25 protein-coding genes are annotated in these 26,595 nt (G+C 67.3%); 12 read left to right on the top strand and 13 right to left on the bottom strand.

The window, feature by feature from the left end:
• Positions 1-20 precede the first annotated feature (20 nt).
• The 4 genes from AC4BGB_RS14410 to AC4BGB_RS14395 are packed head-to-tail and all read right to left on the bottom strand — an operon-like array spanning position 21 to position 4,440.
• Positions 21-1,232 (bottom strand): hypothetical protein, encoded by a 1,212-nt coding sequence (locus tag AC4BGB_RS14410; RefSeq protein ID WP_490547567.1) that lies wholly within the window; start codon positions 1,230-1,232, stop codon positions 21-23.
• Positions 1,229-2,281, bottom strand: a complete 1,053-nt coding sequence (locus AC4BGB_RS14405) for a glycosyltransferase family 4 protein (protein WP_490547566.1) — start codon at positions 2,279-2,281, stop codon at positions 1,229-1,231. Before AC4BGB_RS14405 ends, AC4BGB_RS14410 begins: the two co-directional genes overlap by 4 nt.
• A gap of 50 nt (positions 2,282-2,331) precedes the next feature.
• On the bottom strand, positions 2,332-3,456 hold the full coding sequence (locus AC4BGB_RS14400; RefSeq protein ID WP_490547565.1) for a glycosyltransferase: 1,125 nt from the start codon (positions 3,454-3,456) through the stop codon (positions 2,332-2,334).
• A gap of 54 nt (positions 3,457-3,510) precedes the next feature.
• Positions 3,511-4,440, bottom strand: coding sequence for a lysophospholipid acyltransferase family protein (locus tag AC4BGB_RS14395; protein WP_490547564.1), 930 nt, complete (start codon positions 4,438-4,440; stop codon positions 3,511-3,513).
• Positions 4,441-4,810: 370 nt separating this feature from the next.
• Between AC4BGB_RS14395 and AC4BGB_RS14390 the strand changes: the two genes are divergently transcribed.
• The 3 genes from AC4BGB_RS14390 (at position 4,811) to AC4BGB_RS14380 (ending at position 8,059) form a co-directional block, all read left to right on the top strand.
• Complete coding sequence (locus AC4BGB_RS14390) at positions 4,811-6,037, top strand: hypothetical protein (RefSeq protein ID WP_490547563.1); 1,227 nt, start codon at positions 4,811-4,813, stop codon at positions 6,035-6,037.
• 34 nt (positions 6,038-6,071) lie between these two features.
• Positions 6,072-7,265, top strand: coding sequence for a glycosyltransferase (locus tag AC4BGB_RS14385; protein WP_490547562.1), 1,194 nt, complete (start codon positions 6,072-6,074; stop codon positions 7,263-7,265).
• A 62-nt stretch (positions 7,266-7,327) separates the two neighbouring features.
• Positions 7,328-8,059, top strand: a complete 732-nt coding sequence (locus tag AC4BGB_RS14380; protein WP_490547561.1) for a GNAT family protein — start codon at positions 7,328-7,330, stop codon at positions 8,057-8,059.
• Between the two features lie 60 nt (positions 8,060-8,119).
• Here the strand turns inward: AC4BGB_RS14380 and AC4BGB_RS14375 are convergent, their stop codons facing one another.
• The 3 genes from AC4BGB_RS14375 to AC4BGB_RS14365 are packed head-to-tail and all read right to left on the bottom strand — an operon-like array spanning position 8,120 to position 9,779.
• Complete coding sequence (locus AC4BGB_RS14375) at positions 8,120-8,428, bottom strand: DUF1416 domain-containing protein (protein WP_490547560.1); 309 nt, start codon at positions 8,426-8,428, stop codon at positions 8,120-8,122.
• Positions 8,428-9,276: a sulfurtransferase gene (locus tag AC4BGB_RS14370; protein ID WP_490547559.1), complete on the bottom strand. Its 849-nt coding sequence runs from the start codon at positions 9,274-9,276 to the stop codon at positions 8,428-8,430. Before AC4BGB_RS14370 ends, AC4BGB_RS14375 begins: the two co-directional genes overlap by 1 nt.
• On the bottom strand, positions 9,273-9,779 hold the full coding sequence (locus tag AC4BGB_RS14365; RefSeq protein WP_490547558.1) for a DUF4395 domain-containing protein: 507 nt from the start codon (positions 9,777-9,779) through the stop codon (positions 9,273-9,275). Before AC4BGB_RS14365 ends, AC4BGB_RS14370 begins: the two co-directional genes overlap by 4 nt.
• Positions 9,780-10,073: 294 nt before the next feature.
• Between AC4BGB_RS14365 and gmd the strand changes: the two genes are divergently transcribed.
• Together gmd and AC4BGB_RS14355 are read left to right on the top strand one after the other, a co-directional pair.
• The gene (gene gmd, locus AC4BGB_RS14360; RefSeq protein ID WP_490547557.1) at positions 10,074-11,048 is read left to right on the top strand and encodes a GDP-mannose 4,6-dehydratase; all 975 of its coding nucleotides are present in this window, start codon (positions 10,074-10,076) and stop codon (positions 11,046-11,048) included.
• Between the two features lie 50 nt (positions 11,049-11,098).
• Complete coding sequence (locus tag AC4BGB_RS14355; RefSeq protein ID WP_490547556.1) at positions 11,099-12,487, top strand: SDR family NAD(P)-dependent oxidoreductase; 1,389 nt, start codon at positions 11,099-11,101, stop codon at positions 12,485-12,487.
• A gap of 334 nt (positions 12,488-12,821) precedes the next feature.
• On the opposite strand, the gene AC4BGB_RS14350 is transcribed toward AC4BGB_RS14355, so the two are convergent.
• Together AC4BGB_RS14350 and AC4BGB_RS14345 are read right to left on the bottom strand one after the other, a co-directional pair.
• Positions 12,822-13,280, bottom strand: a complete 459-nt coding sequence (locus AC4BGB_RS14350; RefSeq protein ID WP_490547555.1) for a thioredoxin family protein — start codon at positions 13,278-13,280, stop codon at positions 12,822-12,824.
• 43 nt (positions 13,281-13,323) lie between these two features.
• Positions 13,324-13,623, bottom strand: a complete 300-nt coding sequence (locus AC4BGB_RS14345) for a MoaD/ThiS family protein (protein WP_490547554.1) — start codon at positions 13,621-13,623, stop codon at positions 13,324-13,326.
• Positions 13,624-13,709: 86 nt separating this feature from the next.
• Between AC4BGB_RS14345 and AC4BGB_RS14340 the strand changes: the two genes are divergently transcribed.
• Positions 13,710-14,441 carry a winged helix-turn-helix transcriptional regulator gene (locus AC4BGB_RS14340; protein WP_490547553.1) on the top strand — a complete coding sequence of 244 codons (732 nt, stop codon included), beginning with the start codon at positions 13,710-13,712 and terminating at the stop codon, positions 14,439-14,441.
• Between the two features lie 254 nt (positions 14,442-14,695).
• Positions 14,696-15,631, top strand: a complete 936-nt coding sequence (mshD, locus tag AC4BGB_RS14335) for a mycothiol synthase (protein ID WP_490547552.1) — start codon at positions 14,696-14,698, stop codon at positions 15,629-15,631.
• A gap of 3 nt (positions 15,632-15,634) precedes the next feature.
• Here mshD and AC4BGB_RS14330 read toward each other — a convergent pair whose 3' ends face one another.
• Both AC4BGB_RS14330 and AC4BGB_RS14325 read right to left on the bottom strand, forming a co-directional pair.
• Entirely contained in the window at positions 15,635-16,906 is a 1,272-nt protein-coding gene (locus AC4BGB_RS14330) for a DUF1501 domain-containing protein (protein ID WP_490547551.1), read from the bottom strand.
• Between the two features lie 8 nt (positions 16,907-16,914).
• A complete protein-coding gene (locus tag AC4BGB_RS14325) occupies positions 16,915-18,300 on the bottom strand; it encodes a DUF1800 domain-containing protein (protein ID WP_490547550.1) in 1,386 nt (461 codons plus the stop codon).
• On the opposite strand from AC4BGB_RS14325, the gene AC4BGB_RS14320 reads away from it, so the two are divergent.
• Positions 18,293-18,709, top strand: a complete 417-nt coding sequence (locus tag AC4BGB_RS14320) for a hypothetical protein (RefSeq protein ID WP_490547549.1) — start codon at positions 18,293-18,295, stop codon at positions 18,707-18,709. The genes AC4BGB_RS14325 and AC4BGB_RS14320 overlap by 8 nt on opposite strands.
• A gap of 478 nt (positions 18,710-19,187) precedes the next feature.
• Here the strand turns inward: AC4BGB_RS14320 and AC4BGB_RS14315 are convergent, their stop codons facing one another.
• Positions 19,188-20,237: an alpha/beta hydrolase gene (locus tag AC4BGB_RS14315; protein ID WP_490547548.1), complete on the bottom strand. Its 1,050-nt coding sequence runs from the start codon at positions 20,235-20,237 to the stop codon at positions 19,188-19,190.
• Between the two features lie 145 nt (positions 20,238-20,382).
• Here AC4BGB_RS14315 and AC4BGB_RS14310 point away from each other — a divergent pair, with 145 nt between their 5' ends.
• Both AC4BGB_RS14310 and AC4BGB_RS14305 read left to right on the top strand, forming a co-directional pair.
• Positions 20,383-22,494: an RNA degradosome polyphosphate kinase gene (locus AC4BGB_RS14310; protein WP_490548445.1), complete on the top strand. Its 2,112-nt coding sequence runs from the start codon at positions 20,383-20,385 to the stop codon at positions 22,492-22,494.
• Between the two features lie 227 nt (positions 22,495-22,721).
• On the top strand, positions 22,722-23,021 hold the full coding sequence (locus AC4BGB_RS14305) for a GIY-YIG nuclease family protein (protein WP_490547547.1): 300 nt from the start codon (positions 22,722-22,724) through the stop codon (positions 23,019-23,021).
• A gap of 233 nt (positions 23,022-23,254) precedes the next feature.
• On the opposite strand, the gene AC4BGB_RS14300 is transcribed toward AC4BGB_RS14305, so the two are convergent.
• On the bottom strand, positions 23,255-24,304 hold the full coding sequence (locus AC4BGB_RS14300) for a hypothetical protein (RefSeq protein WP_490547546.1): 1,050 nt from the start codon (positions 24,302-24,304) through the stop codon (positions 23,255-23,257).
• 147 nt (positions 24,305-24,451) lie between these two features.
• Here AC4BGB_RS14300 and AC4BGB_RS14295 point away from each other — a divergent pair, with 147 nt between their 5' ends.
• Both AC4BGB_RS14295 and pstS read left to right on the top strand, forming a co-directional pair.
• Positions 24,452-25,366, top strand: a complete 915-nt coding sequence (locus AC4BGB_RS14295) for an NUDIX hydrolase (RefSeq protein WP_490547545.1) — start codon at positions 24,452-24,454, stop codon at positions 25,364-25,366.
• Positions 25,367-25,470: 104 nt separating this feature from the next.
• Entirely contained in the window at positions 25,471-26,589 is a 1,119-nt protein-coding gene (pstS, locus tag AC4BGB_RS14290) for a phosphate ABC transporter substrate-binding protein PstS (protein WP_490547544.1), read from the top strand.
• Positions 26,590-26,595: the final 6 nt, after the last annotated feature.

Here is a 26,595-nt window from a genome sequence, read left to right as displayed (position 1 = left end):
GGTGTCGCGGGTGTCCGCGTTCAGGCTAATGCGCGTTCTCGGACATGCGCCCGCACGGCATACATTAGGCATCCGAGCATCAAGAGGCTCACTACTGTCCAACTGGAGATGGCCAGATAAGGCAGCCCGCTTGCGGAAGTACCTACCAGAACCGCCAATCCCAGGATCGAGAACGCGGAATCGATCCGGAAGACCTCTCGCTCCATTCCCATGGGAATCATCACCAGGAGCTGGTAGGTCTTCGCCAGGAGCACAGCGGCAACTGACAACCCGACCAGCGCACACCCGAGACGGGTTATCTCAACTTCGCCGGAGAACAGGACGGACGTGACCGTGGGCCCCAACAACCCCCAGGCAACGACGACACAGACTGCTGCACACACCATCACCAGGAATGCGGAGCGGCTGCGGCGGCGAGTTGACCCGGGGTCCTGGCTCACCCATGCAATGAAGGTCTGGGGAAACACGGCAACAGCGTTCCCCGTGGCCTTCTGCATCTGGTCCAAGGCTGCGTACAGCGCGACGGACCCCGGGGAAAAGAACGCATAGATCGAAGGTCCACCGAATGCGAAGCCCGACTGGAGCACACGGGACATCGTCCCGAGTCGGTGCTCGGCAATCGTGCGGAGCGTCCGTGCGAGTAGCCCGCGTCGTGCTGGCACCGTCCATCCGAGTATGTGCACCCAGTTCAGTCCCAAAGAGAGCATCCCCGCTGCGACCGTCAGCGCGGCGTATGTCACCAGGGGCGCTCCGAGGGACAGGGCTGCGACGGCGATGGCGTAACCGAGCAAGCGCACCAACCCCTCGTTCACCACGAGGCGTCGGGGCTCTCCCAAGCCGGAGTAGAACCATCCTGCGGACAGGGCGTTGAACGCTATGCCGACCATGAACAGGCATGTGGCCACTTGGAAGTCCCGCACCAGGAGAAGACAGACGCCGGCCCCGACGGGAAGGAGAATCAGGAGTACGAAGATGCGTGAGTACAGGCTTAGCCCGAAGATCTCCGGCAGTTCCGACTCCTTGGCCACGGCCACTGCATGACCGCCGATCACCGGCCAGGCCAATGAGGCGATCACGCTCACAATGGCGCCCACGCTCTGGCCGATGGCCAGAGCGACGAACCCTGCCGCCCCGTGACCACTGCTGACCAATGGCAGTAGCACCAAGCTGGCCAGCAGGGAGAACGCCGGCAGCAGAGAAAACCCGGTAAAGCGGCGGATGTGCTCTCTCAAGCGGTGACCTGCTCGTAGACCTGACGATAGCCCTGGCGCATCTTCTCGATGGTGAAGTCCTCAGCGCGCAACTGCGCCCTCGCGGCGTATTCCCGCGCCTGCTCCGCGTTCTGCAGAAGTTGGGTGACCGCCGTGGCCAAGCCTTCGACGTCCTCAGGATCGGTCAGGATGCCGTACTTCCCGAAGCCCAGCGCTTCCGGGATGCCATCGACACGCGCGGCGACGATGGGGAGCCCCAATTCCATCGCCTCCAAGAGCGCCAACGGATACGGATCCCGCCTAGACGGCAGTACGAATACATCGGCGTGCCGGAGGAGTGTCTCGGGATGGTCCCGGTAACCCGGAAAGTGCACGTTCTGGCCTATTTCCGTGGCTCGCACGCGGTCCACCAGGTCTGGCCAGTCGGGATTGCCCACGAAGTAGAGATGTGCGTCGGGCACCTTCTCCACGATTTGCTCCAGAGCGTCCACGATCAGGTCGGAACCCTTGCGGTGGCTCACCGCACCGAGGGTCATGATCTTCGGGCCCGACACGACTTCCTCCCGCGCGGCCTCCCGCGTGCCCAAGCGACGTGGCGAGCCGACCACACCGTTGCGGACAGTGGCGAGCTTCCGATCGGGAATTCTGCGCTGCCGCATCGACTGTGTCACAGCCTCACTCACGCCGACGACCCTGTGCGCGAACCCCATGAGCCCTACCCCACGCTGGTACTCGTTGTGCACGGTCGCCACGACGGGACGCCTTGAGGCTACTCGCGCCAGGACCGTCCCAGCGATGACGTGGGAATGAATCACATCCGGATCGAGCGCGCGCACCAGCTGCGACAACCGCCGCGACTCACGGGCGACACCGCCGGCGCTACGTTGGGTCATGTCCAACTCGTGGGTGCGGATGCCATGCTCCTCCAGCATCGGCAGGAACCCGCCGCCGAGCGTGGCAATGTGGACTTCATCCCCGGCGTTCTTCTGCGCCCAACTCAGGTCCACCGCGACGTTGGTTATACCGTTTCCAGAATTGTTCATCCAGTTGACCAGGTGAAGGATTCGCATCGCTCAGTCTCCTCCTGGCAGCGAAGAGAACGAGCGGTGAGCAGGTGGAGTCATGATTGAGACTCCATCCAGTCCAGGATCGTGGACCCGAAGGCCTCTTCGCCGAAGGCTGACGCCCGAGCTGAAGCCGCACTCATCGACAGATGCTCGACCGAGCGAAGCGCGGCAACCCATTCCTGGGAATGAGAGAAGTCCACGCACATGCCGCCGCCTGTCATCTCCACGATCTCTCCGGCCCCGCCCACGACGTTTACGATGGCCGGTGTACCCAGCGCGATCGCCTCTGCGGCAATGATCCCGAAGTCCTCGACGGGCGGATAGATGAAGGCTCCAGCGCCCTGGATGACTGCCCGGAGGAGACGGTCGCTGGGAGACACAACGAAATGAGCGTCGACGCCGAGGGCGCGAGCCTGCGTCCGTAGCGCAGCCTCCTGCGGACCTCTCCCGGCCACCACCACCGGCCGACCACTCTTTGCGGCGAACTCGAGAACCTTGTCGAGGCCTTTGTAGCCGACGAACCGAGAAGCGCCGACTATGTAGTTCTCCGGCAGCGAATCCAGGACGGATCGTTCGCGTTCGTCGAGGGTGCTGGCCCACCGGTCCACGCTCTGTATCTGTGCCACGGCAACTGGCGGGTAGATCACCTCGCTGTCCACCCCCCACGAGCGGCGGATTCGCTGGCGAACGAAGCGCGAGTTTGCTGCGAACGCGCCCGGTCGCACGTGGCGACGATCCTGACGCCGCAGGAGGGGCGCCACCGCTCGGACAACAGGGTGACGCCCCCGTGGGTCGATGTCACCAGCCCAGAGGTAGCGCGCCGGCGTGTGGACGTAGACGAACCGCTTCAGATGTCCCTGCAGCGGCCCAGCCCCGATGTGGTGGGCGAACGCATGACTGCTGATCAGCGCCCAGTCGTAGTCACGTAGGTCCGCAGCGCGCCATTGTGACGACATGAACGGCAGCGCGGCGGCCTTGCGGTCGCGCAGCGGAGAGCGCGCCAGCGCCGACTCGAAGTGACGGAGCTGGGGGTACCGCTCCGGAGCATTGAGCCAGAGCGAGTAGAGATCCGCGTCCGGCCAAAGACGGGCGAAGACGTCGACCACGTTCTCCGACCCACCGATCGGCTCCACCCACTCGTGGGCGATCAGTCCTCGGTGACTCGAAAGGCTAGTCATGTCACCCCAGTCTCGTAGGATTCAGCGAGCTCGTACCGTGTGCGAACAGCCAGGTCATTGATTCTCGCCAGAAGTCGGTGGATCAACATCGGGTGACGCGTCAGGGTACCTAGGCGAGGGCCGCAAGGAGGTCGGCGTCCGCGCCAAGGAGCGATTGAGCATGCGCAGCGGCTGGTCTGCGGCCTCGGGCCACGCGAGAAAAGCCTGCTCCTGGTGCTTGACCAGGCGCTCCAAGAGCGTCTCCGGGGTTTCGAAAGCGCTGGGCAGAACTGGCGGGCTGACCTTGATCCACGAACACCCATGTGGATTCCGGGGGTCGGGATGCGAGGTCACCATCACGACCGGGACGTCGAGCTCCTTCGCGACCCTGGTTCCGCCCGAGGAGAGCAAGAGATCCTGACCCAGGAACCGTACGGGGGTATGGCCGACTGGGTCCAACGCGATGGCAACGCCGTTGCCGTGCGCGAGCAGGTCGCGCAACCCAGCCGACCCGACGGACACGTCGACCAGCGTCACGCCGTCGATCATCGTGATCACCCGCCGTTGCTGACGCAACCACGGCTCCTGCCCCTCCCGAAACCATTCAGAGGTGCCGAGGAGATGGGTCCTAATCCCGTGTCGAGCCAGTGAGCCGAAGATCCCTTCCCAGTCGCCGTGGTGCACAAAGCTGAGAATGAAGCCGGTTCCCTGATCCTGTAGGGACCGGAGGTGCTCGAGCCCTTCGATGCGCTGATGCGTGATCATCTCGGGATGCCAGCGGCTCTCACCTCGCCAGGTCATCCGCTTGATGTACGCCCGCGCGGCTGTGATCACCGACCCCTCCGAAACGTCCCCGAGGATGAACCGCATCTCGTCCTGGGCACTGGCCCAACGCCCCGGGTGCCAGCGTCGGATGACACCGAGGACTCGAATCACGAGCGAAACCAGCGCGGGTGGCATCACACCCCGGACAGCTGACAACAGCCCAGAAGCGATCGACCTCACGGACAGCATTGAATCAGACGTAGAACGGCAATTCCGCAGGTAGCGCGTTCCGGTAGTCTCCGAGCGAAGACCTGGCCGTCGCGAGGCGGCGACTGTCTCTTCCAGTGACGAATGAGGTGTGCTTGCGGCCGTGGCACCGACGTCTGCCCGTGTGCACGGGTCCCCCGCCGATCAGGGTCACAGAAGCACAAGTCCGTCGCGGTCGGGACGGCTGCTCGCCCACGCATTGGTCTTCGGCATCCTCGCAAGTCTGCCGCTCATCGCATGGTGGGAGCAGGTCCCGACCGGGCTCGGACGAGCTCTCGTTGCCACTTTCGTGTGGCTCTGCGCCGTTGGTGCCGCCTTGGGCACCTGCAATGGTCTTCGCCCGATGATCCTCGTGTCGTCGGTCTTTCCCTATTGCTGGCTCGCCGTTCCGGCCTCGTACCAGATCGCCTCCGGCACTGCCGCGTGGCGAGACAACACCGTCACCGCCCAGGTGGCCGCCACCGAGACTGCACTGCTGATCTGCGTGTGCGGCCAACTGTTCTTGCTTCTCGGATATGTGCTGGGCGGCCGAGGTCGGCACACACCACCACCGACCAGCGAGCTTTCCTCTGCGCAGGTGACCATCTATCGACGCGCGTCGACCTGGACGCTGGTGGCGGCAACGGCCCTGCTTCCGGTGGTGGCCTCGATCGTGGGAGGGATGGGGGCTCTTTTCACCTCGCGAAGCGAGCTGAATGACGTCATCGCCACCGCCGGTTACACCGGGAACTCCGGCATCTTCACGCTGGTCAAGTTGCTTCCCGGCCAACTGTGCATCGTGACCGCCCTCGTCTGCCTCCACGCAATCCGGTCGACTCCGCATGTCTCGTCGGCGCAACTAGGCACCTTCCGGTTCAAGCTCGTCGCGTCGCTCCTCCTTCTGGCCGTATATGCCAACCCGTTGGCCCAGACCCGCTTCATCTTCCTGGCCGCGTTCGGCTCCGTCGCGCTGATGCTCCTCTGGACGCGTGGTTGGCGAACAGCGATGGCGACCCTGCTCATCTGCCTTGTCGGGTTTCTGTTCGCCTACCCCGCTGCCAACTATTTCCGCGCGGGAGAAAGTCAACGGGTGGACCTCGTCGCAACCTTGGCAACGAATGACTTCGACGGCTTTCAACAGATGATCAACACCGTGACATTGGTCGAGGCACGAGGCCACACCGACGGGGCGCATTCGCTGTCGGCGGCGCTCTTCTTCGTGCCCCGCACCATCTGGTCGAACAAGTCCATCCCGGCCAGCTTCGAAGTTGCGGACGCTCGCGGTTACTGGTTCACCAACCTGTCGTTGCCCATCGCCGCCGAGTTGTTCCTCGACCTTGGCTGGGCTGGTCTGGCGATCGCGACGTTCGTTGGTGGGTTCGCCTGGCGCCGCCTGGACAAGGCCTGGCAGGCCAAGACGCCCGGAGTGATGCTGGCGTCCTACCTCGCAGTCGCGCAGATTGGGCTGATCCGGGGTCCTCTGGGAGCTTTGGTTCCCGTGTACGGAATCGTCATCATCATGCTGTTGGCTCTGATGTGGCGCGCCCGGCACCGGGCGCGCACTGCCGTGGCCGAGCCGACACATGCCTGACCGGTCGGCGCCTCGCCGCCCGCCTCTGCCCCACATGCTGTTCGTCGGCGGAGTCGCGCAGCCCTGGGGGGCCGAGATAGCGCTGCTTCGACTGATCGCCGGACTCCAGGGAAAAGCCAAGATCACCGTGGTCCTCTTGGAGAACGGCCCAATGAGCCAGCGGTACCAAGAGGCGGGTGCCCGCGTCATCGAGCTGGGGATGTCCGTCGATGCGCTCTCGGCAGGTCGTCAGTTCACCCCTGGGAGTCTTCGAGGCGTGGGCAGCTACGTTACGGCGGCCTTCAAGCTGCATCTGGTCATCACGAGGGCAGCTCCGGACTTCGTGGTCGGCAACACGCTCCGCGGCAGCGTCTTGGCTGGCCCTGCCGCCAAGCTGGCTCGCCGCCCGTTCATCTGGATGGCGCGTGACCGGCTGTCTGCTGACTACGTCTCCGGGATCCCCCGGAGCGTGTTTCGCACTGTGCTCAGACTCACCTCCGCTGGAGTGATCGCCAATTCCCGGGCAACCGCGGAAACTCTTCCTTCGCATCCTCGAGTCCTGGTGATGCATGATCCACTGGCCCGCGAGTTCTTCGAGTCCCCCCCGGTCATCACCGACTCACGGGCGGACGTCGGAATCATCGGTCGCCTTGCCGAGTGGAAGGGGCACCGCCTCTTCCTGCAAGCCTTTGCTGAGGTGTTCGCGGGCACAAGCAGGCAGGCCCGCATTGTCGGAGAATCCTCGGGGAGCGACGCCGTCAGTATCGCCGAGCTCAAGGCATGCGCTCGAGAGCTGGGCGTTGCCGACCAGGTCTCGTTCTCTGGACACGTGGATGACGTACTGCGCGAATTTCAAGGTCTCGGAATCTTCGTGCACACATCTCTCATCCCGGAACCTTTCGGCCAGGTCGTCGCGGAAGCACTGGCGGCAGGGTGCCTGGTCGTGGCCCCCGACAGGGGTGGGCCGGCGGAGATGATCCAAGACGGAGTGAACGGCCTTTCCTACGAGATGGGCTCGCAGAGCTCGCTCGTCGACGCGCTGCGCAGCGCTTCCCTCATGTCGCTGCCCGCGCGGGCCGAGATGGTGCGGCGCGGAAGAGAGACGAGCAAGGAGATGGACCCTGACCGAGTCGCAGACCAGTTCCTCGCATTTGTCGGCGCACTACGCAATCGCGTCCCCGCGAGCGCAGCCTCCCGCGGGACGGACGAGCTAGCGGCCCGCCGCCCACCTGGGGAGGACTATTCCTAGCGACGCTCAACTCCATTAGGATTCTGCGGACCACTCGCACGACCTCACTTCATGGGGACAGGATGAATTCCGTCGATGACGCCGAGGCAGAAATATCTGCCATCTTGGATGGATATCCGCAGTTTTCCTGGGCCCGCAAACCGCTCGTTGCTTTCAAGTTGTTTCGCCTGCTCGGCAAACTTCCAGTTCTCACGTGCAATGTCTCGAAGCAAGGCGAAGGTCGGATTATTCGAACTTGGCTCAAGCACACAATCCTTGGCTTCACGCCCCGGACTCACCAGGCCACAGCGCTGCTACGACTCCCCAGCGAACCCGGGAGCTACTCCGAAGGACGCGCCCGAGCGACCTTGCGACGGAAGATGAGAAAGGCCGAGAAACAGGGTGTGACTTGGCGAACAGTGACAAACAGCACCGAACGCGAGGAACTGGTGGCCCATGCCAACAAATCAGAAACGGACGCCAGTCGGGACATCTACCGCAATGACAACCCGCACAATGATGACTTGGTCGAGATCGACCTCTGGTTGGCGGCATATCACGACGGAGAGCCGATCTTCCTCTCCGTCACAGCAATTGACGGCGAATGGGCATTGCTGCGTTATTTCCGGACCCTCATCGGATCAACAGCAGCAAGCGACGCCCGCTATCTGATGACCGACGTGCTTGCGGAACGGCTGGTTGAACGGCAGGTGCGGTATCTGTGCGACGGCATCACACCGTTTCGTCTCCCACCAGGGTTGCGACACTTCGCAAGGATGGTCGGATTCAGGATTCACCGGGTCCGGCTGGCCTGAAACCGACTGACCCCTTGCCCCGTCGACGGGGCAAGGGGTCAGCGTGACGCAGTTGATGCCTCAGACGGTGACGGCGACCTCGCGGATCGCGCCGACCTCGGCGTTGACCGTGGTGTCCACGGGCTCGGCCTTGGGGGCCAGGGTGCGCAGCGTCCACTCACCGGGGCCGGCGAAGAACCGGAAGTGCCCGGTCGCGGAGGTGGGGACCTCCGCGGTGAACTCACCGGTGCGGTCGAGCAGCCGGACGTAGGCGTTGCCCACGGGGTCGGTGCCGTTGGTGCCGGCACGCAGGACCTGGCCCTGGATGATGGCCTCCTTCTTGACGTTGATGCCGTCCAGGGAGAGGCCGCCCTCAGTCGCGCCGCACATCAGGCGTCACCGGGCTCGTCGCCGACGGCGACGGGGACGCCGACGAGGGAGCCGTACTCGGTCCAGGAGCCGTCGTAGTTCTTCACGCTGTCGTGGCCGAGGAGCTCCTTGAGCACGAACCAGGTCAGCGAGGAGCGCTCACCGATGCGGCACAGGGCGATGGTCTCCTTGGAGCCGTCGATCCCGACCTCGTCGTAGAGCTTCTTCAGGTCCTCGTCGGACTTGAAGGTGCCGTCGTCGTTGCAGTTCTTGCTCCACGGCACGTTCAGCGACGTGGGGATGTGGCCGGCGCGCTGGGCCTGCTCCTGCGGGAGGTGGGCCGGGGCGAGCAGGCGGCCGGCGTACTCGTCGGGGCTGCGGACGTCGATCAGGTTCTTCACGCCGATCGCGGCGACGGCCTCGTCGCGGAACGCGCGGATCGAGGAGTCCTGCTCCTGGGCGGTGTAGGTGGTCGCCTCGCGGGTGGTGGTCTCGTCGGTCAGCTCACGGCTGTCGAGCTCCCACTTCTTGCGGCCGCCGTCCATCAGCTTCACGTCCTGGTGGCCGTAGAGCTTGAAGTACCAGTAGGCGTAGGCGGCGAACCAGTTGTTGTTGCCGCCGTAGAGCACGACGGTGTGGTCGTTGCCGATGCCGCGCGAGGAAAGGAGCTCCTCGAACTGCTGCTTGTTGACGAAGTCACGACGGACCGGGTCCTGCAGGTCGGTCGTCCAGTCCAGCTTCACGGCCCCACGGATGTGGCCCTTGTCGTAGGAGGTGGTGTCCTCGTCGACCTCGACCAGCACGATGCTGGGGTCGTCAAGGTGCTCCTCGACCCACTCGGCGGTGACCAGTGCGGTTTCGCGGCTCATGCGAATGCCTCTTCTTCCTTGGTGTTCTCGGCTGGGATGCCAGCCGAAGTTGATGCGGTGACGGTGTTGGGGATGGTGCGGCGGATCAGCAGGTACATCTCGCAGCCCAGGCAGAATCCGAAGACTGCGTTGAGCAGGGCCGCGGCCAGGGCGAAGCCGACGGCGACCGCTCCGACCAGGTCCGCTCCGGAGAGGTAGCCGGCCAGTCCGACCACGGTGAAGGCCAGGCCGACCGCCTGGGCGAACCGGGGCGGACGCGGGTCCTCGAGGTGGGTCGGGGCAGCGAGGCGCGGCCGGACCAGGGTCTTGAACAGGTACGCCGCCGGGGTGCGCTGCACCCCGAAGGCCACCGCGGTCGCGAACAGCACCGCCTGGACGGCGAGCAGCACGATCGCGACGGTGCCCGGCGCGGCGAGCAGGGTGAGCGCGAGCACGACGCTGGTGAGGATCGCGTTGAACTGCGGGCCGCGAGGGTCGATCTCGACTGGGCTGGGTGTGGTCATGGTTCTCCTGGGATGTCCTGGGGCGCCCGACGACAGCGGGCGGGCGTTGGACCGGCGTACGGCGTGCGTCCTCGGATCAGCGACCAGGGGTCGGCGTGAGGACAGCGGGCGGGATGCGGCCGGTCAGGACATTCGACACAGTGACGAGCGCATGCGGCAGTGGTCCACCGCGCGGCGCTTGGTCAGCAGGGTCGAGAACATGGCCCAAGACTAGGAGGTGCCCGTCCTGGGCCGAAAAACGCGTCTCACCATTCGGTCAGCGTGTTCACATGTCGGACGGGCTACGCTCCGCGGGTGCAGACAGCGTTCATCACCGGAGTCACCGGTCAGGATGGGTCCTACCTCGCGGAGCTCCTGCTGGAGAAGGGGTACGACGTCCACGGACTCGTCCGGCGCTCCTCGTCCCTGAGCCGGTCCCGGATCGACCACCTCCACGACCACGAGCGGCTGAGCCTGCACTACGGCGACCTCACCGACGCCGGCAGCCTGAGCCACCTGATCGAGACGATCCGACCCGACGAGGTCTACAGCCTCGCGGCGATGAGCCACGTCGGGGTCTCCTTCGAGATGCCGGAATACACCATCGCGACCAACGCCGGCGGCCCGCGCAGCCTGCTCCAGGCGATCGTCGACTCCCGGCTGCCGACGCGGTTCTACCAGGCCTCGACCTCGGAGATCTTCGGCTCCTCCCCCGTGCCGCGCAACGAGGACTCCCCCTTCCACCCGCGCAACCCCTACGGCGACTCCAAGCTCGAGTCGCACCTGACCACCACCAAGCTCCGCGAGACCGAGGGCTTGTTCGCGGTGTGCGGGATCGCGTTCAACCACGAGTCACCGCGCCGCGGCGAGAACTTCGTGACCCGCAAGATCACCAAGGCCGTCGCGGCGATCGACGCGGGCATCCAGGAGCACGTCGTGCTCGGCAACCTCGACGCCGTGCGCGACTGGGGCTACGCCCCGGAGTACGTCGAGGCGATGTGGCTCTCGCTCCAGAGCGACGAGCCCACCGACTACGTGCTGGCCACCGGGCAGGGCCACTCGGTGCAGGAGTTCTGCGCGGCAGCCTTCGCCCACGTCGGCCTCGACTGGCGCGAGCACGTGCAGTTCGACCCCAACTTCATGCGTCCCGCCGAGGTCGCCGTGATGGTCGGGGACGCCTCCCGGGCCGAGCGGGAGCTGGGCTGGAAGGCGCGTACGACGGCCCTCGACCTGGCCCGGATGATGGTCGAGGCGGACGTCGCAGAGATCAAGCGCTTCCTCGGTCGCTGAGATCGCCGCTGCTAGGGTCCGATGAGTTTTCGACCGGAGGGCGGGTTGGAGTGACCCAGAACGTGGCAGTCGTCCTCGCCGGCGGCGTGGGCGCGCGGGTCGGGCTCACCATCCCCAAGCAGCTGATCAAGATCGCCGGGCGGACCATCCTCGAGCACACCCTGGCCGCGCTGGACAGCCACGAGCTGGTCGACGAGATCATCGTGATGATGGCGCCGGGCCACCTGGACGCCGTACACGACATCTGCCGCGGGGGCGCCTACCCCAAGGTGACGACCATCCTCGAGGGCGCCGAGACCCGCAACGGCACCACCGAGCGGGCGCTCGAGGCGATCCCGGGCGACGACACCAAGATCCTCTTCCACGACGCCGTGCGGCCGCTGGTGAGCGCCCGGATCATCACCGACTGCTTCGAGGCGCTGGACACCTACGGCGCCGTCGACGTCGCGATCCGCTCGGCCGACACGATCATCGAGGTCGACGAGGACAACCTGATCCGCGATGTGCCGCCGCGCGCGATGCTGCGCCGGGGCCAGACCCCGCAGGCGTTCCGGGCCTCGGTGATCAAGAGCGCATACGCCGCGGCCTCCCGCGACCGCGACTTCGTGGCCACCGACGACTGCACCGTGGTGCTGCGCTACTCCCCCGAGGTGCCGATCTGGGTGGTGGACGGCGACGACCGCAACATGAAGGTCACCGAGCCGATCGACGTCTACATCGCCGAGAAGCTGTTCCAGCTCTCCGGCAGCGACGCGGTCCCGCAGCGCACCGACGAGCAGTACCGCGCCGCGCTCGAGGGCAAGACCATGGTCGTCTTCGGCGGCAGCTACGGCATCGGCGCCGACCTGGCCGCGCTCGCGGAGAGCTACGGCGCCACCGTGCTCACCTACAGCCGGTCGGGCACCGGGACGCACGTGGAGCGTCGCGAGGACGTCGCCACCGCTGCCCGCGAGGCCATCGCCCACAGCGGCCGGATCGACTTCGTGGTCAACACCGCCGGGGTGCTCCCGCGGGGGCTGCTCACGGAGACGACCGAGGAGACGATCTACAGCGCCACGGAGGTCAACTACCTGGCGCCGATCTTCATCGCCCAGGAGTTCTACCCGCACCTCGCCGCGAGCCGGGGCAGCCTGCTGCTGTTCACCTCCAGCTCCTACACCCGCGGCCGCAGCGGCTACAGCCTGTACTCCTCCGCGAAGGCGGCCGTGGTCAACCTGACCCAGGCCCTCGCCGACGAGTGGGGCGGCGCCGGAGTGCGCGTGAACTGCATCAACCCCGAGCGCACCGGCACCCCGATGCGCACCAAGGCCTTCGGCGAGGAGGAGCCCGACTCCCTGCTGAAGTCGACCGACGTAGCCAAGGTCTCCCTGGACACCCTGATCTCCGCCGAGACCGGCCACGTCGTAGATGTACGCCGGGTGGACCCGCTCGTCGTCTAGGCGGTCGATCAGTGAGACCCCGGGTAGGTGGTCGAGCAGCGAGCGCAGCGAGCGATCAGCCGAGACCCCCACTAGGCGGTCGAGCAGCGAGCGAAGCGAGCGATCAGCCGAGACCCCGGCCAGGCAGCCGAGACCCCCACTAGGCGGTCGAGCAGCGAGCGAAGCGAGCGGTCAGTCGAGACCCCGGCCAGGCGGCCGAGACCCCACCAGGCGGTCGAGCAGCGAGCGCAGCGAGCGATCAGCCGAGACCCCGGGGAGGCGGCCGAGACCCCACCTAGGCGGTCGAGCAGCGAGCGATCAGTCGAGACCCCGCCAGGGAGCCGAGACCCCGCCCTCAGCCCACCTGCTGCCCCAGCACGGAGAGCACCTGCTGCTTGGTGGGTGCCCCACTCGCGCGGGTCAGCTCGACCCCGTGCTCGTCGAGCACCAGTGTCGTCGGGGTTCGCAGGATCCCGAGGCGGCGTACGACGTCGAGGTGGTGCTCGGCGTCCACCTCGATGTGCGTGACACCCGGCGTCGCGCTCGCGACATCGGTGAGGATGCGCCGCGTCGCCCGGCAGGGAGCGCAGAACGCCGAGGAGAACTGCAGCAGCGTGGCCTGCTCGCCGAGCTCGTCGGCCCAGGGCGTGTCGGCGAGGACGGACTCCTCAGCAGGTACGGCGTCGTCCTCGGTCGGCTCGGCGCCAGCCACCTGGCGCGGGCCGCGGAAGCGACCGTCGCTCAGGGCGCGGTAGCCGCCGAACGACAGCGCGCCGACCACGGCGACGACCAGGACCCAGGCTTCTGTGCTCACGATCCGTCAACGTCGGTGGGGCGGAAACGCTTCCCCTCGCGCCTCAGCCGCCGGCGAAGGGCGGGAGGAACTCGACCGTGGAGCCCGGGAAAACCATCACCGCGGCTGGGTCGTCGGTGGTGACCGGGCGGTCGCCGACCATCACCGAGCAGCAGTTGAGGACATCGGAGAACCGGCGGGAGTCGCCGTGGGCCTGCTTGACGCGACTGACCAGGTCGGCGAGGGACACCGGTCCGGTGACGTCGAGGGAGTCTGAGTCGATCCCGGCGGCGGCTCGGGCCGAGGCCCAGTAGCGCATCGTGATCGGACTCTCATTGGTCTCTGGGTCCATGCTGGTCGACACGTGGATATCCTTGCGCCTCTGTGGTGGGTAGTTCATCAGCGTAGATGACCCACCGGCCGACGCAAGGACCTCACCCAGGAGGTGCCATGGGCACCGTGCTCCTGCTCACCAAGGCGCTACAGGCCTCGTCCGAGGTGCTGCCCGGCCTCGCCCTGCTGCCCCACCAGGTCAAGATCCTTCCGGCCGAGGGCAGCGCCCTGCTGGAGGCTCCCGACCACGACCTGCTGATGATCGACGCCCGTCGTGAGCTGGCTCAGTCCCGGGACCTGTGCCGCCTGATCCGCACCACCGGGTCCGACCAGCCGGTGCTGCTGATCGTCACCGAGGGCGGCCTCGCCGTCGTCGCGGCCGACTGGGGCATGGACGACGTGATCCTGGATTCCGCTGGCCCGGCCGAGATCGACGCCCGCATCCGGGTCGCCGCCGGCAAGCTCGCCGCCCGCAACGACAAGGGCGCCCCCGAGGCGCACATCATCCGTTCCGGCGAGGTCGTGGTCGACGAGGCGACGTACACCGCCAAGCTCGGCGGCCGGGTGCTCGACCTGACCTTCAAGGAGTTCGAGCTGCTGAAGTACCTCGCCCAGCACCCGGGCCGCGTGTTCACGCGCGACCAGCTGCTGCAGGAGGTCTGGGGCTACGACTACTTCGGGGGCACGCGCACGGTCGACGTTCACGTACGTCGCCTGCGCGCCAAGCTCGGCACCGAGCACGAGGCGCTGATCGGGACCGTGCGCAACGTCGGCTACCGGTTCGTGCTGCCGCCCCGGGACACCGCGAAGGACCGTGTCGACGCACCCTCGGGATCGCCGGTCCGCTGACCACGTCCCCACCGGGGGCTAGCCTCCAGTGCATGGTGGCTGGCGCCGAGCCGACGACTTTTGCGGCTGAGGAGTCCGCCTCGCCGTACCCCGTGGGCCGTCGAGGTGCTCTCCGTGCTGGGAGGGCGGGCTGTGGGCGGGGGCTCGACTGACCGCTCGCTTCGCTCGCTGCTCGACCGCCTACAGGGGTCCGACCACCTGGCTGGGTCTCGGCTGATCGCTCTACGTCCCCACCGGGGGCTAGCCTCCTGGGCATGGTGGAGATTGCTCAGGTCAGCCCGGAGGACTTCGACTGGTCCAGCGAGGACGGTGTCGCGGCGGATGTACGCCGCATCGCCCGCGCGGCCACGGCCCACGACGGCTCCAGCACGCTGAACGAGCAAGCGGTGCTGCAGCTGAAGAACCGCGGGCTGCGGGACGCGGAGCTGTGGGTCTCGACAAGCTCGACCGACGGGGGCGGGCACGCCAGCGGCTTCGCCTTCCGGCACGGGGACGTGCTCGACCTCGCGGTGCACCCGGACTCGCGCCGGCAGGGCGTGGGCACGGCCCTGGCCGCGGCAGCGGCACCGGAGGGCAGGAAGGTGGATGCCTGGTCGCACGGCGACCACCCCGGGGCAGCCCGGCTCGCGGAGCTGTTCGGAGTCCCGCGCGAGCGCGAGCTGCTGATCATGCGCAAGTCGCTGGCCGACTCGCTGGGCGAGGTGATGGTGCCCGACGGCGTACGCGTGCGCACCTTCGAGCCGGGTGACGAGCGCGCGTTCCTCGAGGTCAACGCCGCGGCGTTCGCCCACCACCCCGAGCAGGGCAACATGACGATCGAGGACCTCCGCGAGCGGATGAGCGAGTCCTGGTTCGACCCGGCGGGCCTGTTCCTCGCCGTACCCGCCGACCCGGGAGCCGAGGACCCGCCGCTGCTCGGCTTCCACTGGACCAAGGAGCACCGCGAGGACGACCCGCCCTACGGCGAGGTCTATGTCGTCGCGGTCAACCCGAAGGCCGCCGGCCGCGGCCTCGGCACCGTCCTCACCGCCATCGGCCTCAAGCACCTGCAGGACCGCGGCCTCGACTCGGTGCTCCTCTACGTGGACGGCGACAACGCCCCCGCCATCGCCGTCTACACCGGCCAGGGCTTCGAGGTCGAGCGCACCGAGGTGCAGTACCGCGGGACCTCCGCGGGGCTCTCCCGCTGAGGGTCAGACCATGAAGCCCAGCGGGCTGTAAGCCAGACCGGGAAAGAGAGCTGGAACTGAGCGTTCAGGAAAGCGCCGGCTGACGATCTCGCCCAACACGTTGCGATAGTCCGTGGTCACCTTCAGGTCGCCGTCGCTTCCGGTGCTGCCCGCGAGACCCGGCCACTGGCCGTAGTACTTGCCACCCTTAACACCGGCGCCCATGACCAACATCATGTTCCCCCAGCCGTGGTCAAAGCCTTGGCTACCGTTCTCAGCTACTCGACGACCGAACTCGGAAATCGTGACGAGTGTGACCCGATTGCGCATTGCGCCTAGATCATCGAGGAACGCTGCGACTGACTGCGCGAGCCCTGAGACGGCGCTCTGCATCGACCCATACGACAAATTGCCATAATTGGTGTGGAAATCCCAACTTCCTGCATCGATGGCGATCACATCAGTACCGAGATCGGCCCTGATCAGTTGCGCCGCGCTCTTCAGCGGCGCAGCAAAGGCCGACGCATTCGACGCACTCGGGTAAGCCACCTGAGTCGCTGGCATGTTGGCCAACTGTTGGCCAGGCCCCTTCGACACCGTGATCGCATTCCCTAGGCCAGCGGCAAGTGGGCCACCGAAACCAGCCCAGGCGGTCTGCAGCGAGGTGTACCGCTGGCTCACCCACCCGTTGAGGCCCGGGACCTGCAAGGCGGTCACATCGCGGGTAGCTACGGAAGGGGCAGGGCCGCTGACGGCTGCCGAGCTCGAGCCGGAACCGACGTGAACGGCGTCGAGCAGTTGCGGACGAGCGCTCATTCCCACCATCCGATTTACCCAACCTGAGCGCAGCGAGGAGCCCGGTGCCGCGTCCTCGACCGCCTCGATCGCGGAGAAGTGCGAACGGTTCGGCACCTCCAGGCCCGTCGCCTGAATTGCAGCCAGCTCACCGGACTGCCAGAACCGCTGTAGTGGCGCCATCCCTGGATGGAGGCCGAACAACTCGTCCTTGCACAGCAGCGATGACACTGGGACTGCGGTTCCGGGCCGAGCCTTGTAATAGGCCTGGTCGCCGTGCGGAACCACGACTCCCATTCCGTCTATGCCACCGCGAAGACTGAGCACGACGAGGGTGTTTCCCCCCGCGGTGCCGGCAAAGCTGGACTGCATCATCGCGTCGCCGAACATCTGGGTGACCCCCAGACTTGCTCCAAGTCCGGCTGCCCCCTTCAGGATGGAGCGACGAGACATCGCGAAGTCACGGCAGCCGCACTCGGCCTCAGAGTCGGATTTGCTCATGTCTTTCCTCAGGTCGTCATGTGGTCGGGGGTGTCGAAGATCGTCATCGCCAGCCGCGGAAAGTTCCACTTGGCTACAAGGTGGGTGCTGGTGATGGGAGTGCCCAGCGGCACCCCGACAGCCTGGGAGGCGGCGTTCAGCAGCCGGGCGTCCGCACTCCGACCCAGCCACGCCCGAGACAGGTGATCGACGAAGGCGTCGAACCGCACCGTTGCCGAGGGCAACCAGGAAGCACCGGTGCGGTAGGTGACCCCTTCGTTGGGCCACGACCCCCCAGCGACGTTCAGGTGCATCTGGAGACTGGCAAACACGCGCGAGATCGACGAGTAGGCCTCGCCGGTCATCGGCGCTCCGTCCGGCCTCGGCCAGCTGAACAGCAGGTCACCGCCGTGGACGAAGTTGGCCCAGTTCGCGAAGGCATACGTGGTCGTCGGCGTGGTGACGTCGACCTCCAAAACCTTCGTCATCGCCACCATGTCCGCCACCGGTGTCCGCACCTTGCCACCCTCAGACGTGAGGAACTCGGGGTGCGTGGACAGGGCCGTCAGAACAGCGCGAATGTCCGTGCCGGATTCTGTGTAGACCTTTGCCAGGAACTCCACCAACCCGGCTGAGGGCTGGTCGGAGACGAAGTACGTGGCGAACTTCCGCGCAATCGATCTGGCGGTCTGCGGATGGCGTGCCAGGTACTTCAAGTACGCGAGGGCCACGGCTTGCCCGTCGGGCGAAGCGTTGGCACTGCTGAAACCCAGAACCTGCACGGGTCCAGTGGTGTGCGCAGTGGTGAGGTACCTGGGCTCGAACGTCTTTCCCCAGTCGACGGTGTAGCCCGAAAGAATGATCGCCGACGCCTTGACCATGGCCTCGGTGTAGCCAGCTTCTCTTCCGACCGTGTGCAGCTCGAGGAGCTCACGGCCCTGGTTCTCGTTGGGCTTGTCCTTCACGGACTTCCAGTTGCTCAGGTAGGTCCGCATGGCGGGGTGCAATGAGCACGCGACGAGCAGGTCCTCGAAGGTACCCAGCGCATGCTTGCGGATCGTGGCGTCGTAGTCGGAGCGGTAGACCCAGGCATAGTCGGTGCTCACTGGGACGTGCAGTGCGTTCGACCAGAAGTCGACCATCGTCTCGAGCACAGGGCGGTTCGAGTAGATCCGACGCAGGATCGACCAACTACCCAAGTCGCGGGCGTACTCGTAGGCCCGCTTGGTCTTGTTCGCATCGGTGGCGAACTGCTCCGCCGGAGGCCGCCGAAGCGGCGCGAACCAGGTGTCGATCTGGCTGACCTTGGGAGCCTCTACGAGGCTACCCGGAGATAGCTGCGCCCGCAGCCACGACTCCGGGGTCCCTGCAGCACGAAGCTGCGCGAGGGCCCCCTGGGAAAATCCAGTGCCCAAGCGGTTAAGGAACAACCGCTCGCGGGAAGTCGCCGCCACAGGGTTCACCGAGGACGGCGGAGTCGGTTCGGGCTGGGAAGGTGACGGCTGCGGCGGAGAAGGCGTCGGCGTTGTCGGCTGGGACGGAGAAGGCTTCGGCGTAGACGGCTGGGACGGAGAAGGCTTCGGCATAGACGGCTTCGGCGTGGGCTTTGGCTTGGGCTTCGGCTTGGGCTTGGGCTTGGGCTTGGGCTTGGGCTTGGGCTTGGGCTTGGGCTTGGGCTTGGGCTTGGGCTTGGGCTTCACCCTCACCTTGAGTTTCCGCTGTTTCGCAACGCGGCGGCGCTTCTTTAGCTTCTTGCGCTTATTGCGCTTTCCGCTGAAGAGGATAGACATCCTGGGTTGCCCCTACCTGTACCCGTGGCTGTGATAGCTACACGGTCCCAGAAATATCACCATAACGGGCTAAAACGGACAAACTTCAAATGGTAGGGCTCATCGCTGTGCGCCCGCCGATGATGGGCCAGCGCCGCAGGCCCCAGCCCCGAGTACAGGTAGGCCGTTGCGTTCTCCAGCCACCCCTCTCGCAATCCTCCAGACACCCAACCTTCAGAACCCAAGGGCTCCGCGACTTGGCGGTGCGTCTAGCGGACCTGCATACGCTAATGCTCGAGCCAGTCCCCGCTCCACAGCTGCAGGAACTGGCGGACGTCCCCCAGCTTGGTTTGCTGAGCGAGCCAGGCGACGGGGGCGGCGGCGCGCGTAGTGACCATGCCCTCGAACGTAGGCGGTGTCTGTAACCGGCCGGTTACCGCCAAGGCCATCTTTCGAATACCGGACGGTACAGAGCGGACAGATTTCCTATTGCAGGAGAATCCCCCACACCCGGGCGCCCAAACGACCAGCCGTCATGCCAGGGCCGCCCGCAGCCGGTCGGCGATCTCCGCGACGTAGGACTTGGCCTCGCGGCCGACGCCGACCAGGTGCAGGAAGCCGTGGAACATCGAGGGGTAGCGCTTGACCTCCACCTCGACGCCCTGCTTCTGCAGCAGCGCGGCGTAGGCCTCGCCCTCGTCGCGGAGGGGGTCGAAGCCGGCCGTGACGACGTAAGCCGGGGCGATCTTCTCGGGGAAGTCGACGCGGCGCAGGGCCGAGGCGTCGGGGACCGACTTGTCGGCGCCCGGCTCGAAGTAGCCCTCCTCGGCGTTGTCCATGAACCGCTGGGTGAGGACGAACCCGCCGTCGCTGAACAGGTCCCGGCTCCTGGTGCGCTCCATCCAGTTCGTGCCGGGGTAGATCATCAGCTGGAACGCGAGCGGCAGCCCCCGCTCGGCGGCCCACATCGCCGTCGAGGTGGCCAGCGCGCCGCCGGCGGAGTCGCCACCGACCGCGAGCCGAAGTGGGTCGGCGTTGACCTCGTCGGCGTGCTCCACCAGCCAGCGGTACGCCGCTCGGCAGTCCTCGACCGCAGCGGGGAACTTGTGCTCCGGCGCGAGCCGGTAGTCGATGGCCAACAGCTGGACCCCGGAGCGCTCGGCCAGGAACCGGCACGAGGCGTCGTGGCTCTCCAGGTCGCCGTAGATCCAGCCGCCACCGTGGATGAACAGCAGTGTGGGGGCCGGGTCGGCGCCCAGCCGCTCGGTCGGGGTGTACAGCCGGGCCCGCAGCGGACCCTCGGCGCCGTCGACCTCCAGGTCACGCAGCGCCCCGACGTGCTGGTGACCGCCCACCATCCGCTGCTGCCGCTCGAGCTCCGCGCGGGCCTGTGCGATCGGCAGGTTCTCGGCTGCAGGCACCCGCGCCAGCCGCTTCAGGCGCAGCATCAGCTGCACCTCGAGCGAGAGCGTGAGGCCGTCGACGACGACGGGCTTGCCCGCCACCAGCCGTTGGACGCGGGTCGGCAGTCCGAGGGCCATCCTGAACGCTTGTTGCTGGACGCGGAACATCAGGTCGGTCATGGAGGTCAACCTAGCGAGGACCCCCTGTTGTTCACCCTGCGGTGTCAGACTTCGGTACATGTCCACAGAGAGCTCCCCGCAGGCCACCGGCTCCGACACCGCTGAGGGTCCGCTCGACCCCAGCCTGCGTGTCGTACCGGCTGACATGTTCGACGTGGACCCGCCCTACCGCCCCACCGACGACGGGTTCTCGCCCGGCGAGTTCCCCAACCGGTTCCTGGACCGTGAGCTGTCCTGGCTGCGGTTCAACCAGCGCGTGCTCGAGCTCGCGGAGGACGAGGCGCTCCCGCTGCTGGAACGCGCGCGCTTCCTGGCCATCTTCGCCAGCAACCTCGACGAGTTCTTCATGGTCCGCGTCGCCGGCCTGAAGCGCCGTATCGCGGCCGGAGTCGCCGTACGCGCCGCCTCCGGGATGATGCCCCGCGAGGTCCTCGAGCAGATCTGGTCCACCACCGCCGAGCTGATGTCCCGGCACGCGCGGGTCTTCCGGGAGGACATCATCCCCGAGCTGGCCTCCGAGGGGATCGAGCTCGTTCGCTGGGAGGACCTGGACCGGGACGAGCAGAAGTACTGCAAGCGGTTCTTCAAGGAACGGGTCTTCCCGGTCCTCACCCCTCTTGCGGTCGACCCGGCCCACCCCTTCCCCTACATCTCCGGGCTCTCGCTGAACCTCGCGATCCTGGTGCGCAACCCGAAGACCGGCAAGGAGCACTTCGCCCGGGTGAAGGTGCCGCCGATCTTCAGCCGGTTCGTGTCCCTGGGCAACCAGCGGTTCGTGCCGCTGGAGGACGTGATCGGCGAGCACCTCAAGCGGCTGTTCCCGGGCATGGAGGTGCTCAAGGTGAACACCTTCCGGGTCACCCGCAACGAGGACCTCGAGGTCGAGGAGGACGACGCCGAGAACCTCCTGGCGGCCCTGGAGAAGGAGCTGCTGCGCCGCCGGTTCGGACCCTCGGTGCGCCTCGAGGTGCAGGAGGACATCGACGCGCACGTGCTGGAGCTGCTCACCACCGAGCTCGGCGTCACCGACTCCGAGGTGTTCCGGCTCCCGGGGCCGCTGGACCTGCGCGGGCTGCACGGCATCGCCGACCTCGACCGCGAGGACCTGAAGTATCCGAACTTCATCCCCGCCACCCATCCCCTGCTCGCCCCGGTCGAGTCGGCCTCGCCGGTCGACGTGTTCAAGGCGCTGCAGCGTTCCGACGTACTCCTGCACCACCCCTATGACTCATTCAGTACGTCGGTCCAGCGGTTCATCGAGCAGGCAGCGGCCGACCCGCAGGTGCTCGCGATCAAGCAGACGCTGTACCGGACCTCCGGCGACTCCCCGATCATCGACGCGCTGGTCGACGCCGCCGAGGCCGGCAAGCAGGTGCTGGTGATCGTGGAGATCAAGGCCCGCTTCGACGAGCAGGCCAACATCCGTTGGGCCCGACAGCTCGAGCAGGCCGGCTGCCACGTGGTCTACGGCCTGGTCGGGCTGAAGACCCACTGCAAGCTGTCGATGGTGGTGCGCGACGAGCCCGAGGGGATCCGCCGCTACACCCACATCGGCACCGGCAACTACAACCCCAAGACCGCGCGGATGTACGAGGACTACGGGCTGCTCACCACCGACGAGGTCATCGGCGAGGACGTCGCGCACCTGTTCAACAACCTCAGTGGCTACTCCCGCAACGCCTCCTACGCGCAGCTGCTGGTGGCGCCCGAGTCGGTGCGTACCGGACTGCTCGAGGCCATCGGCCAGGAGATCGAGCACCACGAGGCCGGGCGCCCCGCCCACATCCGGATGAAGGCCAACTCCATCGTCGACGAGGCGCTGATCGACGAGCTCTACCGCGCCTCGCGGGCGGGGGTGCCGATCGACCTGCTCGTCCGCGGGATCTGCGCCGTGCGCCCGGGGGTGAAGGGGCTCTCCGAGACGATCCGGGTCCGCTCGGTGCTGGGTCGCTACCTCGAGCACAGCCGGGTGATGTGGTTCGCGAACGGCGGTGAGCCGGTCAGCTGGATCGGGTCCTCGGACCTGATGCACCGCAACCTCGACCGCCGCGTCGAGGTGCTCGTCAGGCTTCCCTCGACCAAGGAAGTCGACGAGGTCACCCGCCTGCTGGACCTCGCCTTCGACCCCCACACCGCCGCCTGGGAGCTCCACCAGGACGGCACCTGGACCCAGGCCGAGTCCCCCGACGACCGCCCCCTGCGCAACCTCCAGGAGACCCTGATCGCCACCCACCGCCGCCGCCGCCTCCGCATCTAGGCGGTCGAGCACCCCCCAGGTGGTCGAGCACTCCTAGGCGGTCGAGCAGCGAACGCAGTGAGCGACCAGTCGAGACCCCGGCTAGACGGTCGAGCACCCCCTAGGTGGTCGAGCAGCGAACGAAGTGAGCGATCAGTCGAGACCCCGGCGTACGCCCCGAGCCCACCGGATCCACAGGCTCCACATTCGCCGTGGACCCCAGCGCCTCACACGGCGACTCTTGGCCCATGGCTTGGGTCTACATCGTTCGATGCGCTGACGACTCGTACTACGTGGGCAGCACCATCGACCTCGAAGCTCGGATCGCCCAGCACAACCACGGCGGTGGCGCGAAGTACACCGCGCGGCGTCGACCCGTCGTCCTGGTCTGGGCGATGGAGTTCCACAACGTGGCGGATGCTTTCGCTGCTGAGAAGCAGATCCAGAACTGGTCGCGGGCCAAACGCGAGGCCCTGATCGACGGACGGATGGAGGACCTGTCGATGCTCAGCCGTGGTCGAACGGGGTGGATGCGCAGGAGTGACTGAGGGGGTTCCGGCGTACGTCGTTCCGGCGTGGTCTCGACTATCCGCTCACTTCGTTCGCTGCTCGACCACCTAGGGACTGCTCGACCACCTGGGGCGTGGTCTCGACTGTCCGCTCACTTCGTTCGCTGCTCGACCACCTAGGGACCGCTCGACCACCTGGGGCGTGGTCTCGACTGTCCGCTCACTTCGTTCGCTGCTCGACCACCTGGGGACCGCTCGACCACCCCGCCTGGTCAGCAGGAGGCGAAGAGGAGGGGGCCGTCGTTGAGGGAGGAGAGGACGAAGCCGGTGGGGGTGCGCGGGCGGAGGTCCAGCTGGATGGTCTCGCCGATCACCTTCGAGGAGGTCAGGGTGAGGTCGTCGGCGAAGGAGCCGCCGCGTCCGATGGCGTCGCCGACGGCGAGCTTGGCGCGGGACCGGACGTCGCGCTCGGCGCGGGCGGAGGTCTCGAAGTGCGCGACCACGCGCAGGGTCCGGCTGGGCATCATCCCCATGGCCAGGCCGGCGAGGGGCGAGACGCCGCCCGCCTCCCGTACGGCGCTCTCCGCCGCCGCCTGGTCGTTCTCGTCGGCCTGGGACATCGCCAGGTCCTCGCAGGCGAAGTCCTTGCCCCACACCATCGCGTTGGCCGGCTCGGCGAGCCGGTCCGCGAGGTCGGGGACCCCGTCGACGCGGGCGAAGGAGTCGCCGTCACCGGAGGCGGCCTTCGCGGCGACCACCACGTAGTCGGGGTTATCGCTGGAGACCACGACCCCGCGGTCCTCGAGGAGCACGATGTGGTTCAGCTCCGGGCTGATCGTCGGGTCGAGGTCGGTCACGTCCGAGCCGCCCTTCCAGGCCCCGTCATCCTTCTTCGGCGCGCGGTACCCGGCTCGGCGCAGGTTGCCCGCGAGCACGTCGAAGTCACTGCCCTCGGCCACCTTGAGCACCATCGTGGCGCCCTTGCGACCCTGGGCGAACGCCTCCCACTGGGCCGTCGCCGGGCTGAAGCCGAACGTCTCCTGGAGCGCGGCGGCCGACTCGTCGATGCTGGAGACGGCCGAGTAGTCGCTGTCGTAGGCCCGGTCCATCAGCTCCTGCACGGCCTCGCGGTCCGGGTCGTCGCCGAGGTCGGCGTCCAGCCGGCTGCGCACGGCCGACCAGTCGGTGAACCCGACCCGCAGGGTGCTGGACGGGACGGAGGCGAGCGCCTCCTGGAGGTCGGTGCGGTTGGCCCGCTGCCAGGCCGCGGCGCCGACCACGACCAGTCCCACGACCAGCACGAGCGCGAGCAACGCACCCACCAGGACGCGCCCGCGGAGGGGCCTAGACCAGCGCCGTACCGCCATGCCTGCCCCCCGGGTCGTCGTGGTGGCGCGGCCTGGGATCACCCGCGCACCGGGCGAGGGTAGCCGTACCCGGCGAGGCCGTTGCGTGTCAGGATTCAGGACATGGCCTCCACGGCGACCTCGGCCCCCGGCGATCGCGATGCCCCCGACGTGGTGGCTGCCGGGGCGGTGGTCGCGCGCAGGGGTCCCGAGGGCCGCGAGGTGCTGCTCGTGCACCGGCCGAAGTACGACGACTGGTCCTTCCCCAAGGGCAAGCAGGACCCCGGGGAGCACGTGACCGCCACCGCGGTGCGCGAGGTGCTGGAGGAGACCGGGGTCGAGATCCGGCTCGGGCTGCCGCTGCGCTCGCAGCGCTACTCGATCAGCGGCGGCCGCACCAAGCAGGTGCGCTACTGGGTGGGCCACGTCATCGGCGACGACGACGTCTCCTCCTACGTGATCAACGACGAGGTGGACGCCCTGGAGTGGGTCTCCGCCGCGGCCGCCGCGGAGCGGCTCACCTACCTCGACGACATCGACCTGCTCGAGGAGTTCCGCCAGCAGCGCCGCAACACCTCGGCACTGATCGTGCTGCGCCACGCCAAGGCGCTCAAGCGGGCCAGCTGGGACGGCCTGGACCGGCTGCGGCCCCTCAACGAGCTCGGCGAGCGGCAGGCCGACGCGCTGGTCCCGCTCCTGCACGCGTACGGCGTCTCCCGGGTCCTGACCTCATCGAGCACCCGGTGCGTCCAGACCGTGGCGCCGTACGCCGCCGAGCAGGTGCTGGGGCTCAACGAGGCCGACGCGCTCTCCGAGGAGGACTTCGACGTCGAGGCCGCGTCCGGCTTCCTGGACCACCTGCGCACCACCCCCGGCCCCAGCGTCGTGTGCAGCCACCGGCCGGTGCTGCCGCAGCTGTTCGACCTGCTCGGGATCGACCCCGACCCGCTGTCCCCCGCCGAGATGGTCGTCCTGCACCACCGCAAGGGCACCGTCCTGGCCACCGAGAGGCACCTGCCGGTCCTCGCCGACCGCTGAACTGCCGGTCACCGTTCACCTTGCGTTCACCGAGGCACCCGAACCCGGTCACTTGCACTTCCTAGGTTCAGAGTCATCAACCACATGACTCCCAGGAGAACGAAGTGAACCGCACTTCCCTTCGCCGCATCGCCGCTCCCGGCATCGCGGCCCTCGCTCTCGGAATCACCCTGTCTGCCTGCGGAGCCGCGAACGAGACCAGCCCCGCGGCCGGCTCGGGCTCCGACTCCGACTCCACTCTCTCCGGCCAGATCGCCGGCGCCGGCGCCTCCTCCCAGGAGAAGGCCCAGGAGGCCTGGGCCGCCGGCTTCCAGGGCGCCCACAGCGGCGTCACCGTCACCTATGACCCCGTCGGGTCCGGCGACGGCCGCACCCAGTTCATCGCCAAGGGCGTGAGCTTCGCCGGCAGCGACTCCTACCTCAGCGACGACGAGGGCGAGCTGGCCGCCGCCAAGGAGCGGTGCGGCGGCGAGGACCCGATCGAGGTCCCGGCGTACGTCTCGCCCATCGCGGTCGTCTACAACCTCGAGGGCGTGGACTCCCTCCAGCTCTCGGCGAAGACGATCGCGCAGATCTTCGAGAACAAGATCACCGAGTGGAACGACCCCGCGATCGTCGCGGAGAACCCCGACGCGAAGCTGCCGGCCACCGCGATCACGCCGGTGCACCGTTCCGACGACTCGGGCACCACGAAGAACTTCACCGACTACCTCGCCAAGGCAGGCGAGGGCGCCTGGAAGCACGAGGCCGAGGACGCCTTCCCGGTCAAGGGCGAGGCGGCGGAGGGCACGTCCGGGGTGATCTCCGCGGTCAGCAACGGCCAGGGGACCATCGGGTACGCCGACGAGAGCCAGGCCGGGAAGCTCGGCCAGGTCAAGGTCAAGGTCGGTGACGAGTACGTCGCGCCGTCGGCCGAAGGTGCTGCCAAGGTGGTGGCGGTCTCCCCCGCCGCCGAGGGCCGCGCCGACGTGGACATGGCCGTCGACCTCGACCGGACCACCACCGAGTCCGGCGCCTACCCGGTCGTGCTGCTGTCCTACCTGATCGCCTGCCAGACCTACGACGACGCGAACGAGGCGGAGCTGGTCAAGTCCTACCTCGAGTACACCGTCTCCACTGAGGGCCAGGAGGCCGCCGCGAAGAACGCCGGCTCCGCTCCCCTGGACGCCTCGGTCGCCGACAAGGCCAAGGGCATCCTCGAGCAGATCACCGCCAAGGGCTGACCTCGA

It is taken from the genome of Nocardioides sp. Z30_9 (assembly GCF_058215735.1).
Note: the sequence above shows the minus strand (reverse complement) of the source record. Positions and strands in the feature narration are given on the sequence as shown.

What these genes read in the sequence shown, in the direction of transcription:
- AC4BGB_RS14310 (WP_490548445.1), top strand. Translation starts at nt 20,383, where the DNA reads ATGTTCGACGTGGACCCGCCCTACCGCCCCACCGACGACGGGTTCTCG.
- AC4BGB_RS14380 (WP_490547561.1), top strand. Translation starts at nt 7,328, where the DNA reads ATGAATTCCGTCGATGACGCCGAGGCAGAAATATCTGCCATCTTGGAT.
- mshD (WP_490547552.1), top strand. Translation starts at nt 14,696, where the DNA reads ATGGTGGAGATTGCTCAGGTCAGCCCGGAGGACTTCGACTGGTCCAGC.
- AC4BGB_RS14375 (WP_490547560.1), bottom strand. Translation starts at nt 8,428, where the DNA reads ATGTGCGGCGCGACTGAGGGCGGCCTCTCCCTGGACGGCATCAACGTC.
- AC4BGB_RS14305 (WP_490547547.1), top strand. Translation starts at nt 22,722, where the DNA reads ATGGCTTGGGTCTACATCGTTCGATGCGCTGACGACTCGTACTACGTG.
- AC4BGB_RS14365 (WP_490547558.1), bottom strand. Translation starts at nt 9,779, where the DNA reads ATGACCACACCCAGCCCAGTCGAGATCGACCCTCGCGGCCCGCAGTTC.
- AC4BGB_RS14340 (WP_490547553.1), top strand. Translation starts at nt 13,710, where the DNA reads ATGGGCACCGTGCTCCTGCTCACCAAGGCGCTACAGGCCTCGTCCGAG.
- AC4BGB_RS14400 (WP_490547565.1), bottom strand. Translation starts at nt 3,456, where the DNA reads ATGACTAGCCTTTCGAGTCACCGAGGACTGATCGCCCACGAGTGGGTG.
- AC4BGB_RS14390 (WP_490547563.1), top strand. Translation starts at nt 4,811, where the DNA reads ATGATCCTCGTGTCGTCGGTCTTTCCCTATTGCTGGCTCGCCGTTCCG.
- AC4BGB_RS14295 (WP_490547545.1), top strand. Translation starts at nt 24,452, where the DNA reads ATGGCCTCCACGGCGACCTCGGCCCCCGGCGATCGCGATGCCCCCGAC.
- AC4BGB_RS14315 (WP_490547548.1), bottom strand. Translation starts at nt 20,237, where the DNA reads ATGACCGACCTGATGTTCCGCGTCCAGCAACAAGCGTTCAGGATGGCC.
- AC4BGB_RS14330 (WP_490547551.1), bottom strand. Translation starts at nt 16,906, where the DNA reads ATGAGCAAATCCGACTCTGAGGCCGAGTGCGGCTGCCGTGACTTCGCG.
- AC4BGB_RS14405 (WP_490547566.1), bottom strand. Translation starts at nt 2,281, where the DNA reads ATGCGAATCCTTCACCTGGTCAACTGGATGAACAATTCTGGAAACGGT.
- AC4BGB_RS14385 (WP_490547562.1), top strand. Translation starts at nt 6,072, where the DNA reads ATGCTGTTCGTCGGCGGAGTCGCGCAGCCCTGGGGGGCCGAGATAGCG.
- AC4BGB_RS14370 (WP_490547559.1), bottom strand. Translation starts at nt 9,276, where the DNA reads ATGAGCCGCGAAACCGCACTGGTCACCGCCGAGTGGGTCGAGGAGCAC.